The sequence below is a fragment of the uncultured Oscillibacter sp. genome, assembly GCF_950073225.1.
Lineage (GTDB): Bacteria > Bacillota > Clostridia > Oscillospirales > Oscillospiraceae > Oscillibacter.
Window position 1 is genome coordinate 137,957 of sequence record NZ_CATMPS010000002.1, and the last position, 14,821, is coordinate 152,777.

Below are 14,821 nucleotides of genomic sequence, written 5' to 3' on the forward strand. Positions count from 1 at the left end.
GCGCCCCCTTCGCAAAGCTTCATGCTAAGAGGATATGTCCGGCGGCTTATCCCATATGCGGCCTTTTCCTGTGACGCCTATGGATATTTTCCATTATAGCAAGTACCTCCCCAAAAAGCAAGCCGCAGCCCGAACAATTGTCCCATTGCTTCCCAGGTAGCCCCTTTGCCGCCGCCGGCATACAATGGAATGAGCGCGAGACACCTTGCGCCATTCTTACACAAGGAGGAAAGCAAATATGGAAAGACCTAATCAGACACCGGCCGGTTCCTGCGGCGCGGGAATGGGCACACTCCCCGGCAATTGCGCCCCGCTGGCGTTTCCTTATATTCCGATGCAGGAGCAGAACCCTCCCCGCTTCAGCCGGGCGGAGGCCCTTCAGGCTGGCACGTTGTTTCCCGGTTTGGACCTGCCCTTTAAAGCGGCCATCCAGGCGAAAACTAAGCTGGCCAACACCGCTCTGGTGGAGCTAATGGCGCTGGATTTTGCCATCAAAGAGCTGAACCTGTACCTGGACACCCACGCCAACGACCAGGAGGTTCTCCAGCTTTATTGGTCCTATATCAAGCTGGCCAAAGAGGGCCGGGAAAAATATGAGAAGATGTATGGCCCCCTGACCAGCACCGACCTGACCCCGGAGGACGGCTACGCCTGGCTCAAGGACCCGTGGCCCTGGGACGTAGGAGGGAATGACTGATGTTTGTATATGAGAAAAAGCTTCAATACCCGGTGAAGGTCAAGAACACCAATCCCAAGCTGGCAGCGGCCATTATCTCCCAATACGGCGGGCCCGACGGGGAGCTGGGGGCTTCCCTCCGGTATCTGAGCCAGCGCTATTCCATGCCCTATGCGGAGCTGAAGGGCCTGCTGACGGACATCGGCACGGAGGAGCTGGGGCATCTGGAGATGGTGGGCACTCTGGTCCACCAGCTGACCCGGAATCTCAGCGAGGAGCAGATTAAGGCCGCCGGTTTTGACGCCTACTTCGTGGACCATACCACCGGCGTGTTTCCACAGTTCGCTTCCGGTTTCCCCTGGTCTGCCGCTACCATGCAGGTAACCGGGGATGTCATTGGGGACTTGACAGAGGATTTGGCGGCGGAGCAAAAAGCCCGCGTAACCTACGACAACATCCTCCGCCTCTCCGACGACCCGGACGTCAGCGACGTCATCAAATTCCTCCGGGCCCGGGAAATTGTCCACTTCCAACGCTTCGGCGAGGGCCTACGGTTAGCAAAGGACAAAATGAATGAGAAGAACGTTTACTATATGAATCCGGCTTTCGACAAGTAAAGCAACTGAGAGCGGCGGGAAACCCGCTGCTCTTTTCTGTCATTCCAGCATTTTTGCAAAGGCTTCTTCTGTTAAAACAGGGATGCCCAAGTCCTCCGCTTTTTTCAGCTTGCTGCCCGCGGCCTCCCCCGCCACTACATAGGTGGTTCGCTTAGAGACAGACCCGGCGGCTTTGCCGCCCCGCTCCTCAATCATCGCCTGTGCAGCCTTGCGGTCAAAACGGCTGAGGGTCCCGGTGAGGACAAACGTCATCCCGGCAAACCGCTCGTCCACCAGTTCCGCCGTGCTCTCCATGTTGACCCCGGCGTCTTTCAGGCGCTGGATCAAATCTTTGGCCTGAGAAGAGGACAGATAATCCACCACGCACTGAGCCGTCACGCCGCCCACATCGTCAATTTCCGTCAATTCTTCCACTCCGGCGGCACACAGGGCGTCCAGGCTGCGAAAGTGCACGGCCAGCACCTTTGCCGCCTTTTCCCCTACCTGCCGGATACCCAGTCCGAAAATTAGCCTGGACAGATCATTGGACTTGGAACGCGCAATGGCCGCCAGCAAATTCTCCGCGGACTTCTTTCCCATCCGTTCCAGCTTTGCCACCTTCTCCGCTTCCAGGCCATAGAGGTCCGCCGGATTGGACACCATGCCGCTGTCGATGAGCTGCTGCACCACGGCGGGGCCGCAGCCGTCAATGTCCATGGCGTTCCGGCTGGCAAAGTGAGTCAGATTCCGCAGGAGCTGGGCGGGGCACTCCGCCCCGGTACAGCGAATGGCCACGCCGTCCTCATCCCGGCGAACCGGCGCGCCGCAGACCGGACAGACCTCCGGGAAGCGGTAAGGCTCTGTCCCCTCCGGGCGCTTAGAGAAATCTACCTCCACCACTTCCGGTATGATCTCCCCTGCTTTCTGGACAACCACGGTATCTCCGATGCGGATGTCCTTTTCCTTGATGAGATCCTGGTTGTGCAATGTCGCGTTGGTCACGTTTGTCCCTGCTAAGCGGACAGGCGTCAACACTGCCTTCGGAGTCAGCACGCCGGTACGGCCTACTTGAATGACAATATCCAGCACTTGAGCAGGCTTTTTCTCCGGCGGATACTTAAAGGCCACCGCCCATTTTGGAAACTTCGCCGTACTGCCTAATTTTTCTCGGTCACTCAAGGAGTTAACCTTTACAACTGCGCCATCGATATCGAAGGGGTAATCCAGACGTTCGTCGTTAATGCGTGCAATTTCCTCCTGACACGCCAAGGTCCCGGAAAGGGTTTTGTGGGGAATGACCCGGAACCGCTGAGAGACCAGATAATCCAGTGTCTCCTGGTGAGAGACAAATTCCTTTCCCTCCGCCAATTGCAGGTTAAAGACCAGAATGTCCAGCTTCCGCTCCGCGCAAACCTTCGGGTCCAGCTGCCGGAGGGAGCCGGCGGCGGCGTTTCGCGGATTCGCCAGCAAGGGTTTTCCCTGAATTTCCCGCTGGGCGTTCAGCTCCTCAAAGACGGCCCGAGACATATAAACCTCTCCCCGGACAATAAGCCGGGGCAGCTTGTCCGGCAGTACCATTGGAATGGAGCGGATGGTTTTCAGGTTTTCCGTCACATCCTCCCCGGTCCGCCCGTCTCCCCGGGTCGCGCCCCGGACGAAAACGCCCTCCCGGTACTCCAGCGCCACAGACAGGCCGTCCACCTTGGGTTCCAGGGAGTAGGCAGCTTCCACCCCCAGCGCCTCGTTCATCCGCTCGCAGAACTCCGCCACCTCTTCCCCGCTGAACACATCCTGCAAGCTCTCCAAGGGAACCTCATGGGTGTAGGACTCAAAGCCCTCCAGGGGCTTTCCGCCAATCCGCTGGGTGGGCGAGTCCGGGGTTACCTCCTCCGGATGCTGAAGCTCCAGCTCCTCCAGCCGGCGGTTGAGCATGTCGTATTCATAATCGCTGATGGTGGGCGCGTCCAGCACGTAGTATTTGTAGCCGTGCTCGTTCAGCGCGTCCCGGAGCTGCTTGATCTCTTCACGGTAGTCCATGTGGTCCTCCTAGTTCAGTATATAGTCCTTCGCGTCGCTTACGTAGCTCTCCGGCGTGGAGCTGAAATACGTGTAGGTGTCCGGCACGGATCCTACGATGACGGTCTCTGCCACAGTGACGGCGTTGGAAACGGTAGTGGCTGTGGAAAATCCCGGCAGCAGAATGCTGACGGCCACATCAATGTTCAGCACAATCTGATGCTTTGTCTGGTTGATGCCCGCCGAGGTAAATTCGTTCTCAAAATTGGCGGAGGAAGAGCCCACCGACTCCATCCGCACGGAAATCCGGGGGCCCCTTCCCGCCAGAAGCACGGACCCGGAGAGGCTGCCCACCGGAATGGAAAGTTCCCGGGTGGACACCTGGTCGATCCGGGCCAAAATGATATCCAAAATGTTGGATTGAAGCCGGTTGAAAGCCGCCATGTTGCTGTAGATAGCGGTAATTCGCCCTTCGTTGTCTTTTTCAAAGGTAATCAGATCGCTGTAGGTGATGTTTCCGCTGTCGATGGCCTCGTCCACCGCCTCGGAGACGATGCGGTTTACCATGTTGGAAACTCGGGTGGTGGCCAGGCTCACCAGGATGGGCCGCATCTGGGTTGTGGCGAAAATCACAGCCGCCATAGCTGCCGCCATGGCGGAAAAGGCTAGAACAGCCAGCAAATTCCGCCGTGCCATTCGCCGCCGGTAGTAGAAAAAGCCCATGCGTTACCACCCCCCGAGACACTTTATGCGCCGAAGGCTTGGTTTTATTTCAGGCTGTTCACGATCTCTTTGAAAACCCTTCCACGCTCCATAAAGTTGGCGAAACGGTCAAAGGAGGTGCTGGCGGGAGACAGGATTATCACGTCTCCTTCCTTCGCCCGGCTCCGGGCCAGGGAGACGGCCTGATGGTAGTCTTCCACATCCGCGATTTCCAAACCGCCGTAGTTTTCCGCCTGTTCCACTGAGGCGCGGATCACCCCGGCGGTGGCCCCGCAGAGAATCAGCAGCTTCACATGCTCGTTGACCACCGGGCCCAGGCTGCCGTAAGAGATGCCCTTGTCCTTCCCCCCGGCGATGAGGATGACCTTTTCCGGGAAAGCGTTCAGTCCCGCGATGGTCCGGCTGGGACTGGAGGCGATGGAATCGTTATAGTACCGCACGCCGTCCAGATCCCGGACCAGCTCAATCCGGTGCTCCACACCGCCGAAGTTTTTGGCAAAGTCCCGGATAATCTTGTCGGGAACCAGTCTGTCTACGGCGGCGATGGCGGCCATGTAGTTCTCCACATTGTGAATCCCGGGAAGCTTGATTTCCGCCAGAGGAAGCACCTGGCGGCGGCCGTTTTCATTGGACATCCAGATGGCCTGCCCCTCTCCGGCATCGTCCGGCGCAAGATACGCCCCTCGCTCCACCGTTTCCCGGCGGCTGAAGGTGCGAAGCGCCCCCCGCTGGCGTCCGACAAAGGACCGGGTAACCTCATTGTCGGCATTAAAGACGGCAATATCGCTTGCAAACTGATGTGTAAAGATATTTTCCTTTGCAGAAATATACTCCGCATAATCCTTGTGGACATCCAGATGATTCGGCGCCAGATTGGTGACGACGGCAATATGGGGGCTTCGGGTCATGGTCATGAGCTGGAAGGAGCTCAGCTCCAGCACGGCAATGTCCCCCGCCCTCATGCCTCCGGTCTCGGACAGCAGCGGGTGGCCGATGTTCCCCCCCAGGTGGACGGTTTTTCCCGCCGCCCGGAGCAGCTCCGCAATGATGGTGGTGGTGGTGGTCTTTCCGTCGCTGCCGGTAACGGCCAGAATGGGACAGGGGCAGACCTCGAAGAAAACCTCCATCTCGCTGGTCAGCGTGCTCCCCCGCTCCACGGCGGCGTTGAGCTCCGGCAGATCCGGCCGCATTCCCGGCGTGCGGAAGATAACGTCCTCCGTCAGGTCTTTCAGGTAGTCCGGCCCCAGCCGGAGGCGGCAGCCCTTTCCCACCAGCTCCTCCGCCGGAGCGCCTAGGGTGGCCCGGTCTTTTTTATCACAGGCGGTCACCGCCACGCCCCGGGAGAGCAGCAGCTCGATCAAGGGCCGGTTGGATACGCCGATGCCGATGACGGCCACGGTTTTGTTCCGCAAAGAGGACAGATATTCCTCAAATTTCACCAAAATCGCTCCTTATCCTTCCCGCCCTCCGGCGGGGGTTTTCCAAAATCGCGTCTCTATTTTACCACGGGAACGCCGTTCCGGCAAGACTTGTCTGCGGAGGAAAATTGTGATATTCTGTCAGGCAGGAAAAGAAAGGAGATCCATGATGGAACCGCAGTTTTTTCAAATCAAAACCATTCCCGCCGCGCTCTGGGGCTTCCCATCGGAGCGTGTGATCGTGGCCGTCCACGGGGCCCAGTCCAGCAAAACGGACGTCCCCTTCCGCCTCCTGGCAGAGGCGTTCCCGCATTGCCAGATTCTGAGCTTTGACCTGCCGGAGCACGGAGACCGAAAAGACGGCCCCATTCGCTGTAAGCCTCCTGTTTGCGTCCGGGATCTGTCCGCTGTCCTGGACTACGCCGAAAGCCGCTGGGCCAGCGTCGGCCTTTTCGCCGTCAGCATGGGGGCCTATTTCAGCCTTCTGGCCTGCCGGGAACGAAACATATGCCACGCCTGGTTTCTCTCCCCGGTGGTGGACATGGAGCGCCTGACCCGGGACATGATGGGCTGGTTCCAGATTTCCGAGACACGCCTGGAGGCGGAGGGAGAAATTCCCACCCCCATGGGCCAGACCCTCTGCTGGGACGATTACGGTTATATCCGCCGCCATCCCATTGACCGCTGGCCTTTCCCCACCGACATCCTCCGGGGCTCCGGGGACACCCTTGTGGCGGAGGAAACCGTCTCCGCCTTCGCGGAGCGTTTTTCCTGCCGTCTGCGGATCGCGGAGGGTGCGGAGCACTGGTTCCATACGCCGCCGGAGCTGGACGAACTGTCCCGCTGGCTCCGGGAGACGGGTTGACAAGCTGGTCCTTTGCCTGTATAATGTGCATCGCGAGGAAAACAGACAGCCGCGTGGGCAGGCCGAAAGGCCGTCCATGAGGAAAGTCCGGGCTCCACAGGGCAAGGATAACGGGTAACGCCCGCCGAAGGCGACTTCAGGAAAAGTGCAACAGAGATATACCGCTGGTTCGGTTTTCCGTTCCAGTAAGGGTGGAAAGGTGCGGTAAGAGCGCACCCATCGGCTGGGAACAGTCCGATGCTGTAAACTCTATCCGGAGCAACACCGGTATGGGAGCGTCGGGGTTCGTCCCCGAAAGGCTGGCCCGGCCGCTCCCGGGGTGGCTGGAGCGCGCTGGCAACAGCGCGCCTAGATAGATGGCTGTCAAATACAGAACCCGGCTTACAGTTTTGCTCGCAATATATGAGGACCGTCCGCATGATCTGCGGACGGTCCTCTTTATTATAGGGTCTCTCCGATGACGGGCGGGTGGCTGCCCAGCCTCGCTTGAGCACGGGCAGACTCTTCCGGTATGGTCAATAGCCGTTCCTGCAATTCCGGGGAGACGCTGTCCAGCCAAAACTGGTCTATTTCCTTGACTTGATTGTCGCTGCACCAGTCGTAGACCATGTAGGGCTTCTCCGGCCAGCGGGTGCGGACCACCACCTCGTTGTGCCCGTCCCCATCGATGTCGTCCACTACGGCGTTCAGGCAGTCTTCCACCAGCAGAACGGTTTCCCGGTCTTTCCACTCGCCGGTCTCCATGTCCCATTTTCCGGTCCAGAAGCGGAAGTTACAGAGATAAAGCAATCCTCTAGGTTCACTATAGGGGTCCGGGTAGTAGTCTTCGCTGGTGTAGTTGACCTCGTCATACCAGAACAGCCGGTCTCTCTCCACTTCAAATTGCACATCCATCATCCCGCCCAGAATAATGCTTCCTGTTGCCTCACAGGAGGAAACGCTTCCCTCATAGGTCCGCCGGTTCCAACGGCAGTCCATACGATAGGACCGCTCATCACCATGCTCACTTTCCAATGTAATGCTGTCGAAGTCCACATCCGCCCCGCACTTCAGGCGGAGCAAGTGGCCCTGGTTTTCCACATAGAGGTAGTTCTCATTTCCCACGGTTTCCTTTAGCACGATAGTGTTGTCCAGCTGCTCACGGACGTATGTACTGCAATACCAAATGGTCCCCAGAGTCGCCGCCAGCATCAGCGCCAGCGCCAGGGCCGTCTGCCAGACGTGCTTCCGCCGCTCCGACTTCAGATTTTCCCGGGAAATCTCCATCAAATTCTGTACGGGCCGTTCCTCTCTGATGTTCTCCAAAGCTTCTTCCTCCTCGTCCTTTCGTACCTCAATTCTCCGGCAGGCCATCAGCTCCTCCACTCCCAGGCCCAGGGCCTCCGCCAGGGGCTCCAGCAGCGTCACGTCCGGGTAGCTCAGGGCCCGTTCCCACTTGCTCACCGCCTTGTCCGTCACATGGACCCGGGCCGCCAATTCCTTTTGCGTCAGCCCGGCGGCTTTCCGGTTCTCCGCGATAAAATTTCCGAATTGCTGTTTGTTCATGTGCTTCACCTCCCTGTCAGTCTACACCCAACCCCGGAAAAAAAGCAACCGACCAGCGGTAGAATCCGGCAAATTCCGCCTGTTTCAAGCGGTTCAGGCCCCAGAAAAAATTTTTCCCATATTTCCATTTTTAAGGTTGAACTAAGAAAGCCGCTGTATGATGCCCCCATCCTGTTGAACGAAAGGAGTTCCAGCATGAAACCTCGGCACGAGTGGAAGCACGAGATCACCGCCGCCGACCGCCTGATCCTTGCCTCCCGCCTTTCCGCCGTGGCCCGGCGGGACAGCCACGGGCAGAACGGCCGCTACGAGATACGGAGCCTGTATTTCGACGACCCCAAGGACACGGCCCTGCGGGAGAAAATCGACGGCGTGTCCCGGCGGGAGAAATTCCGAATACGGTATTACAGCGGCGACGCCTCTTACATCTGCCTGGAGAAAAAGAGCAAATGGGACGGCCTGTGCGGCAAGCGCTCCGTCCTTCTAAGCGCCCAGGAGGTCCGGTCCCTACTGGAGGGAGACCTGGACTGGATGCCCGGCGGCGGAAGGCCGCTGATTCAAGAGCTCTATTGGAAAATGAAATCCAACGGCCTCCGGCCCAAAACGATTGTGGACTACACCCGGGACGCTTTTGTCTTCCCCGCCGGGAACGTGCGGGTCACCCTGGATTACAACATCCGCACCGGACTGGGGTCCACGGACTTCCTGAATCCCGCCGCCGTCACCGTCCCCGCCGGGGATGCCCCTTCCATTTTGGAAGTAAAATGGGACGAATTCCTCCCGGATATCATTCGGGAAGCGGTGCAGCTTCCCGGACGGCACACCTGCGCCTTTTCCAAATACGCGGTCTGCCGCGTTTACGGATAATCAAGAAAGGAACGATTCATTATGACTTTTCAGGACATCTTTAAATCCAGCTTTCTGGAGAACGTCACCAGCGTCAGTCTCCTGGACATGAGCCTGGCTCTGGTCCTGGCTTTCGGCCTGGGCCTGTTCATCTTCCTGGTTTACAAGAAGACCTTCACCGGGGTCATGTATTCCTCCGGCTTCGGCGTGACCCTGGTGGCCCTGACCATGATTACCACCATGGTTATCCTGGCGGTTACCAGCAATGTGGTGCTGTCCCTGGGCATGGTGGGCGCGCTGTCCATCGTCCGCTTCCGCACCGCCATCAAAGAACCTCTGGATATTGCCTTCCTCTTCTGGTCCATTGCCGTGGGCATCGTTCTGGCGGCGGGGCTGATTCCGCTGGCGGTCTTCGGCAGTATGGTCATTGGGTTCATGCTGCTGGTATTCGTCAACCGGAAATCCCGCTGTGATCCCTACATCGCCGTGCTTCAGTGCGACGGGCTGGAGAGTGAAACCCGGGCGGCGGACTTCCTCCGGCAGAACACCCGCCGCTGTGTGGTAAAAAGCAAGACGGTTCAGAAGGACGCGGTGGAGCTGAATTTGGAGATCCGCCTGAAGGACGGCAACACCGGCTTTATCAACGCCCTGGCGGACCTCCCCGGCGTCCGCAGCGCGGTGCTGGTAAGCTACAACGGAGATTACATGGGTTAAAGGAGGTCCTCCATGTCAACCCACAAATACGTAGACAAACTCTGTGCCGCCGCCCTGGTCCTCTGCCTGCTGCTTACATTCGGGTTCATGAACGGCGAAGCCCTGGGCATCCGGCCCGCCGCGTCGGTCATGGGCTATGAGACCCGGCTTTTCGATACGGAGCAAGTCCACACCATCGACATCGTTATGGATGACTGGGACGGGTTCCTGGAGACCTGTGAGAACGAGGAATACGCCCAGTGCGCGGTCGTCATCGACGGCGAAGCCTATCAAAACACCGCCATCCGGGCCAAGGGAAACACCTCTCTCACCATGGTTTCCTCCATGGACAGCGACCGCTACAGCTTCAAGCTGGAGTTCGACCACTACGACAGCGGCAGGACCTATTACGGCCTGGATAAGCTGAGCCTGAACAACATCATTCAGGACACCACCTATATGAAGGACTACCTTACCTATCAAATGATGGGAGCCTTTGGTGTGGACGCGCCCCTTTGCAGCTATGTCTACATCACGGTGAACGGCCAGGATTGGGGGCTGTACCTGGCAGTGGAGGGCGTGGAGGACGGCTTCCTCCGGCGAAATTACGGCAATGACTCCGGCGAGCTTTACAAGCCGGACAGCATGAGCTTTGGCGGAGGGCGGGGAAATGGCCGGGAATTTGATATGAAGAATGTTATGGACTTTAGCGAAAACGGTTCCTTCCCCTCTCCGCCCGAGGCTCAGCCATTCGATAGCACGCAGAATACTTCCGAAAGCGAACGCCATCGCGGCGGTGGTCCCGGCGGCGGCATGGGCAGCGACGACGTAAAGCTCCGGTACATTGACGACGACCCGGACAGCTACTCCAACATCTTCCAAAACGCCAAAACGGACATCACCAAGGCGGATCAGGCCCGGCTGATCGCCTCCTTGAAAGCCCTCAGCGAGGGAGAGAGTCTGGAGGGCGTTCTGGATATCGACAAGGTCCTCCGCTATTTTGTGGTCCACAATTTTGTCCGCAACGGCGACAGCTACACCGGATCTATGGTTCACAATTACTATCTTTACGAAGAAGAGGGCCGTCTCTCTATGATTCCCTGGGACTATAACCTGGCCTACGGCACCTTCCAGGGCGGAGACGCAGGCAGCGAGGTTAACGCACCCATTGACACGCCTGTATCCGGCGGCGACAGCCGTCCCATGGTCGATTGGATTTTTGATAGTCAGGAGTATACCGCGCTGTACCACCAATACTTTCAAGAATTTCTAGAGACTGTGGATACCGCCGGATTGATCGATACCGCGGTGGAGCTGATTGCACCCTACGTGGAAAAAGACCCCACCCGGTTTTATACCTATGAGGAGTTTGAAGCCGGCGTGGAAACCCTCCGCACTTTCTGCCGCCTCCGGGCAGAGAGCATTGCTGGACAACTGGCGGGAACCATCCCCTCCACGGAGGACGGCCAGGCGGCGGACGCTTCCGCCCTGGTAGACGCGTCCTCTATCACGCTCTCTGATATGGGCACCATGGACCGGGGCGGCTTTGGCGGAGGGGAACGCCCCTCCCCTCCCGGCGGCAGTTCGGAACAACCGGACGAACAGCCTTCTGCGGAAGGGCCTCCCGGCCAATCGCAGGAACCCCCAGCCATACCGGCAATGGAAGCCCAATCCGTAGAAATCCTCCGGCAAGGTTCGCCGGGGCCGCCCGGAGGCGGCTTCTCCGGCGGAGAATTTCCGGGAGAAGGGCCCGCTTCCCTCAGTGTAGGCGCCCTGCTCGCAGTCGCGGCATCCCTAGCCGCTCTTCTAGTAGGAATTTGTGCCGCCCTCCTCTACCGGCGCAGGAAAGGATGAAAAAGGACCGCTGTCCCTGTGGACGGCGGCCCCTTCTAGATTGCATAATTTAAGCAAAACAAATTTTTTGTTTAATATTGGAGCCTTAAAGTGGGACAGGCTCTCTCCGGCCTGTCCCGCGCCTTATCGTTAGTCGTTGTCCCAGTTGTGCCACACATTCTGCACATCGTCGCTATCTTCCAGCATGTCGATGAGCTTTTGCATGTTTTTCACGTCGCCTTCACCACTGAGTGTGATGTAGTTCTGGGGAACCATTTCCACCTCTGCGCTGACGAAGCTATATCCCTTCTCTTCCAAGGCTTTTACCACATCGTTGAACGCATCGGGATCACAGGTGATTTCCAGCGCCGGGCCGTCCGCCTCGAAGTCCGCCGCGCCGGCGTCCAGCGCGTCCATCATGACGGTTTCCTCGTCCAGCTCCCCTTCCTCATTGTCAATGACAATGACGCCCTTTTTGTCGAAGGACCAGGACACGCAGCCGATGGCTCCCAGGTTGCCGTTGCACTTATCAAAGGCATGGCGGACCTCCGGCGCGGTGCGCTGGCGGTTGTCGGTCAGGGCCTCTACGATGACGGCCACACCGCCGGGACCGTAGCCCTCATAGGTGACGGCCTCATAGCTGTCGGTATTCCCCGCTCCCAGGGCTTTGTCGATGGTCCGTTTGATGTTGTCGTTGGGCATGTTGACTGCTTTTGCTTTGGCAATGACCGTGGCCAGGCGGGAGTTATTATTGGGGTCCCCGGAGCCGCCCTCCTTGACGGCGACGATGATTTCACGGGCGATCTTGGTGAAGGCGGCGGAGCGCTTGGCGTCCGCCGCGCCCTTGGTTTTCTGGATATTATGCCACTTGGAATGTCCTGACATGGCGTTTATTCTCCTTCCACATAGTACTGAATCGCTTCCTTATGGGAAGCGGATTTTTGAATTTGCAGATCTGGGAACCGTCCGGCCAAAAAGGCAATCACCTTCTCACAGACCGGGTCTTCTGTTGGGAAGTGTCCCGCGTCGACGAGGTTGATGCCCTTAACCTTAGCGTCCACGAACTGGTGATAGCTCAAATCAGAGGTAACAAAGGTGTCGCATCCGGCGGCAATGGCGGCGTCCTCAAACTCCCCGCAGGCTCCGCCGCCCACGGCCACCCGGTGAACGGGCTTCCCGGCGTCAGCGTAACGCACGCCGTTGCAGCCTAGGGTCTTAGAGACAAAGCGGACAAACTCCGGCAGCGCCATGGGCTCCGCCCGCCAGCCGCAGCGGCACACCCCCTCGCTGGTGAAGCGCTCCAGCTTCTGGAGGCCGAGAACCTGGGCCAACACATCATTGACGCCGCCTTCCGCAATGTCCAGATTCGTGTGCATGCAGATGGCGGACACATTGGCCCGCAGCAGCCGCGTCAACAAACTGCCTTGGAAGGTATCGTCCCGTACCGTCTGTACCTGGGACCATTTGCAGTTCATAATGGGATGGTGGGAAACGATCAACTGACAGCCCGCCGCGATGGCCTCCTCCGCCACCGCGTGGGTGATGTCCAGCGCCACCATGCAGCGGTTGACATTCTGCCGGGGATCCCCCAGCAGATGCCCCACGTTATCCCACTCCATCGTCCCCTCCCGGGGCGCCAGTTCAAAAAGAGCCGCCTCAATTTCACGAACCGTTGGCACGCCGCCACTCCTCTCTCATGGACAGCAGCGCGGTGATGATTTCCCGCAGTCTGTCCGCTTTTTCCAGCCCTTTGCCGGAGCGGTTGATTCCCGCCACCGCTGTTTGCAGGCGGATGATTTTCTGGATGATGTACCGCTCCCCCAGCGGGTCGTGGAGCAGGGCCGCCCCGCCGTGAAGCTGCCCCAGAGTCAGGGACATCTCCCCTCCCCCGGCCTCCATCACCGGGTAAAGGACGCCCCGGTCCTCCACCAGGGCCTCCCGGCGGATGGCATAGCCGTTCTCCGCAAGGAACGCCCGCAGAACTTCCGCCCGGGTCTGGGGTTGGAGCAGCAGCGTGTGCTTCCCCCCGGCGGTCCAGGGAGCCCGGGCCAGAATGGCGGCGATGTTCTCGCCCCCCATCCCGGCAATGACGACGGCATCCGCCTCGTCCGGAGAGACCACCGCCAGGCCGTTCCCGAGCCGGTAGTCAATGCCGTCCGCTCCCCAGGTCCTCCCGGTCTCCCTGGCACGGGCCAAAGGCCCTTCCCGCAGATCACAGGCAATGGCGGAGGCCACGCGCCCGTGGAGCCGGAGCCACACGGGCAGATATCCATGATCCGTGCCAATATCGGCCAGCCGCGCGCCGGGAGGCACCCAGTCCGCCAGCCGCCGGAGGCGGGGCGTCAGTTCCAAGTCCCGCAAGACGGCGTCACTCCGGCTTTTTGTTGGCCTCTTCGTTCACCAGGGCCAGCAGCTTTTCCACGTCGATGCCGTGAACCATGCAGGCCTCTTCCACGGTCTCTCCCCGGGAGGAGGGGCAGCCCAGGCAGTGCATGCCGATGGACAGGAAGATAGGCGCGGTGTGGGGGGCGATGTCCAGGATATCGCCGATGATGGTGTCTTTTGTAATCTCGATCATTTCTGGATTCCTCCGTGTTGAAATAGGTTTCAGCGTTCGGCTGTCCGGTTCCTTGGAACAAATTTCCGCAGACAGCCATCGTTCCGCTATTATACTCTATTATTTGCCCGAATTCAATAGAAAATCCGACAAAAGCCGAAAGCGGCCCTTATGCTTTTCTTTCCTCCCGATAGCTCTCCGACTCTTTCAAGGAAAACCATGGAACACCGCATAAATCCAGAGGTGATTTGCAAATGGCAGATTTTGCCTATAGTTGCCTTTCATATCCGCTTGTGGTATAATAAAACTAGGGTAGTTTCCAGAAATAATGAGAAAAAAGGAATCGAGGGCAGGGCGGAGGACACAGGCGGGCTGACGCCCGTCAAGAACGGCAACGCGCCCCTGCGATTCCTGGACCGCAGAACGTTTCTCATGATTTTTAGGTGCTGCTCTTATATGAAATGGGAGGCGCAGCTGTGAAAAAATATGTATATGTAAACGTTCATATTGGCAAGTTTTGCGGAGCAAAATCAGAGGAGCACCGGGATATCATTGACGAATACGCGGCCAAGGGCTGCCGCTATGTTGGGTATATTCCGACGAATATCAGCGATTACGGAAAGATAAAGGATATGGATTTAGTCTTTGAGACAGACCTTTGACCCTCCGTGCCCAAAAAACGTCCCCACGCTTTCGCGTGGGGACGTTTTCAGCGAATTGGCACAAGAGACGAAAACCGGAAAAACCGATTAGCGCTGCTCCTCGCGCATCTTGGCAAAGCACTCGCTGCAATAGACCGGACGGTCAGAGCGGGGCTCGAAGGGCACGCGGGCCTCGCCGCCGCAGGCGGCGCAGACAGCGGTGAAATACTCCCGGGGACCGCGGGCGGCGTTCTTGCGGGCGTCGCGGCAGGCCTTGCAGCGCTGGGGCTCGTTCTGGAAGCCGCGCTCGGCATAGAACTCCTGCTCACCGGCGGTGAACACGAACTCCTGACCACACTCTTTGCATACTAAGGTCTTGTCTTCGTACATGATTTTACCCTCTCTTTGAAAA

Annotated in this window: 16 protein-coding genes and 1 other RNA gene; 8 read left to right on the forward strand and 9 right to left on the reverse strand. The window is 58.6% G+C overall.

All coding sequences use genetic code 11. The features are described 5' to 3' along the window. Positions 1-238: 238 nt before the first annotated feature. On the forward strand, positions 239-697 hold the full coding sequence (locus tag Q1M04_RS02310) for a spore coat protein CotJB (RefSeq protein WP_297996842.1): 459 nt from the start codon (positions 239-241) through the stop codon (positions 695-697). Beyond that, on the forward strand, positions 697-1,293 hold the full coding sequence (locus Q1M04_RS02315; RefSeq protein ID WP_297996840.1) for a manganese catalase family protein: 597 nt from the start codon (positions 697-699) through the stop codon (positions 1,291-1,293). Before Q1M04_RS02310 ends, Q1M04_RS02315 begins: the two co-directional genes overlap by 1 nt. A 39-nt stretch (positions 1,294-1,332) precedes the next feature. Here the strand turns inward: Q1M04_RS02315 and ligA are convergent, their stop codons facing one another. Genes ligA through murD form a run of 3 tightly spaced genes read right to left on the reverse strand, consistent with a single transcriptional unit; the run spans position 1,333 to position 5,450 of the window. Continuing rightward, entirely contained in the window at positions 1,333-3,309 is a 1,977-nt protein-coding gene (ligA, locus tag Q1M04_RS02320; protein ID WP_297996837.1) for an NAD-dependent DNA ligase LigA, read from the reverse strand. 9 nt (positions 3,310-3,318) lie between these two features. Further along, positions 3,319-4,011 carry a sporulation protein YunB gene (gene yunB, locus Q1M04_RS02325; protein ID WP_204790051.1) on the reverse strand — a complete coding sequence of 231 codons (693 nt, stop codon included), beginning with the start codon at positions 4,009-4,011 and terminating at the stop codon, positions 3,319-3,321. Between the two features lie 44 nt (positions 4,012-4,055). Continuing rightward, positions 4,056-5,450 carry a UDP-N-acetylmuramoyl-L-alanine--D-glutamate ligase gene (gene murD, locus Q1M04_RS02330; RefSeq protein WP_297996835.1) on the reverse strand — a complete coding sequence of 465 codons (1,395 nt, stop codon included), beginning with the start codon at positions 5,448-5,450 and terminating at the stop codon, positions 4,056-4,058. Positions 5,451-5,598: 148 nt separating this feature from the next. Between murD and Q1M04_RS02335 the strand changes: the two genes are divergently transcribed. Both Q1M04_RS02335 and rnpB read left to right on the forward strand, forming a co-directional pair. Beyond that, positions 5,599-6,294 (forward strand): carboxylesterase, encoded by a 696-nt coding sequence (locus Q1M04_RS02335; RefSeq protein ID WP_297996832.1) that lies wholly within the window; start codon positions 5,599-5,601, stop codon positions 6,292-6,294. 33 nt (positions 6,295-6,327) lie between these two features. After that, positions 6,328-6,694, forward strand: an RNA gene (gene rnpB / locus Q1M04_RS02340) — RNase P RNA component class A. A 41-nt stretch (positions 6,695-6,735) separates the two neighbouring features. On the opposite strand, the gene Q1M04_RS02345 is transcribed toward rnpB, so the two are convergent. Continuing rightward, a complete protein-coding gene (locus Q1M04_RS02345; protein WP_297996830.1) occupies positions 6,736-7,839 on the reverse strand; it encodes a helix-turn-helix domain-containing protein in 1,104 nt (367 codons plus the stop codon). Between the two features lie 195 nt (positions 7,840-8,034). On the opposite strand from Q1M04_RS02345, the gene Q1M04_RS02350 reads away from it, so the two are divergent. From Q1M04_RS02350 to Q1M04_RS02360, 3 genes are read left to right on the forward strand one after another with little or no spacing between them, the layout of a single operon-like run. Then, positions 8,035-8,706 carry a polyphosphate polymerase domain-containing protein gene (locus Q1M04_RS02350; protein WP_297996828.1) on the forward strand — a complete coding sequence of 224 codons (672 nt, stop codon included), beginning with the start codon at positions 8,035-8,037 and terminating at the stop codon, positions 8,704-8,706. 21 nt (positions 8,707-8,727) lie between these two features. Then, a complete protein-coding gene (locus Q1M04_RS02355) occupies positions 8,728-9,399 on the forward strand; it encodes a DUF4956 domain-containing protein (RefSeq protein ID WP_297996826.1) in 672 nt (223 codons plus the stop codon). A gap of 12 nt (positions 9,400-9,411) precedes the next feature. Then, positions 9,412-11,232, forward strand: coding sequence for a CotH kinase family protein (locus Q1M04_RS02360; RefSeq protein WP_297996824.1), 1,821 nt, complete (start codon positions 9,412-9,414; stop codon positions 11,230-11,232). A gap of 129 nt (positions 11,233-11,361) precedes the next feature. Here Q1M04_RS02360 and Q1M04_RS02365 read toward each other — a convergent pair whose 3' ends face one another. The 4 genes from Q1M04_RS02365 to Q1M04_RS02380 are packed head-to-tail and all read right to left on the reverse strand — an operon-like array spanning position 11,362 to position 13,789. Then, entirely contained in the window at positions 11,362-12,096 is a 735-nt protein-coding gene (locus Q1M04_RS02365) for a YebC/PmpR family DNA-binding transcriptional regulator (protein ID WP_293280619.1), read from the reverse strand. Positions 12,097-12,101: 5 nt separating this feature from the next. Continuing rightward, complete coding sequence (locus Q1M04_RS02370) at positions 12,102-12,890, reverse strand: Nif3-like dinuclear metal center hexameric protein (protein WP_297996822.1); 789 nt, start codon at positions 12,888-12,890, stop codon at positions 12,102-12,104. After that, complete coding sequence (locus Q1M04_RS02375; protein ID WP_297996820.1) at positions 12,874-13,572, reverse strand: class I SAM-dependent methyltransferase; 699 nt, start codon at positions 13,570-13,572, stop codon at positions 12,874-12,876. The genes Q1M04_RS02370 and Q1M04_RS02375 overlap by 17 nt, the downstream gene beginning before the upstream one ends. Before the next feature lie 7 nt (positions 13,573-13,579). After that, on the reverse strand, positions 13,580-13,789 hold the full coding sequence (locus Q1M04_RS02380) for a DUF1858 domain-containing protein (protein ID WP_293280622.1): 210 nt from the start codon (positions 13,787-13,789) through the stop codon (positions 13,580-13,582). A 455-nt stretch (positions 13,790-14,244) separates the two neighbouring features. On the opposite strand from Q1M04_RS02380, the gene Q1M04_RS02385 reads away from it, so the two are divergent. Further along, positions 14,245-14,430 (forward strand): DUF4177 domain-containing protein, encoded by a 186-nt coding sequence (locus tag Q1M04_RS02385; protein ID WP_243413988.1) that lies wholly within the window; start codon positions 14,245-14,247, stop codon positions 14,428-14,430. 87 nt (positions 14,431-14,517) lie between these two features. On the opposite strand, the gene Q1M04_RS02390 is transcribed toward Q1M04_RS02385, so the two are convergent. After that, entirely contained in the window at positions 14,518-14,799 is a 282-nt protein-coding gene (locus Q1M04_RS02390; RefSeq protein ID WP_204790617.1) for a zinc-ribbon domain containing protein, read from the reverse strand. Between the last annotated feature and the right edge of the window lie 22 nt (positions 14,800-14,821).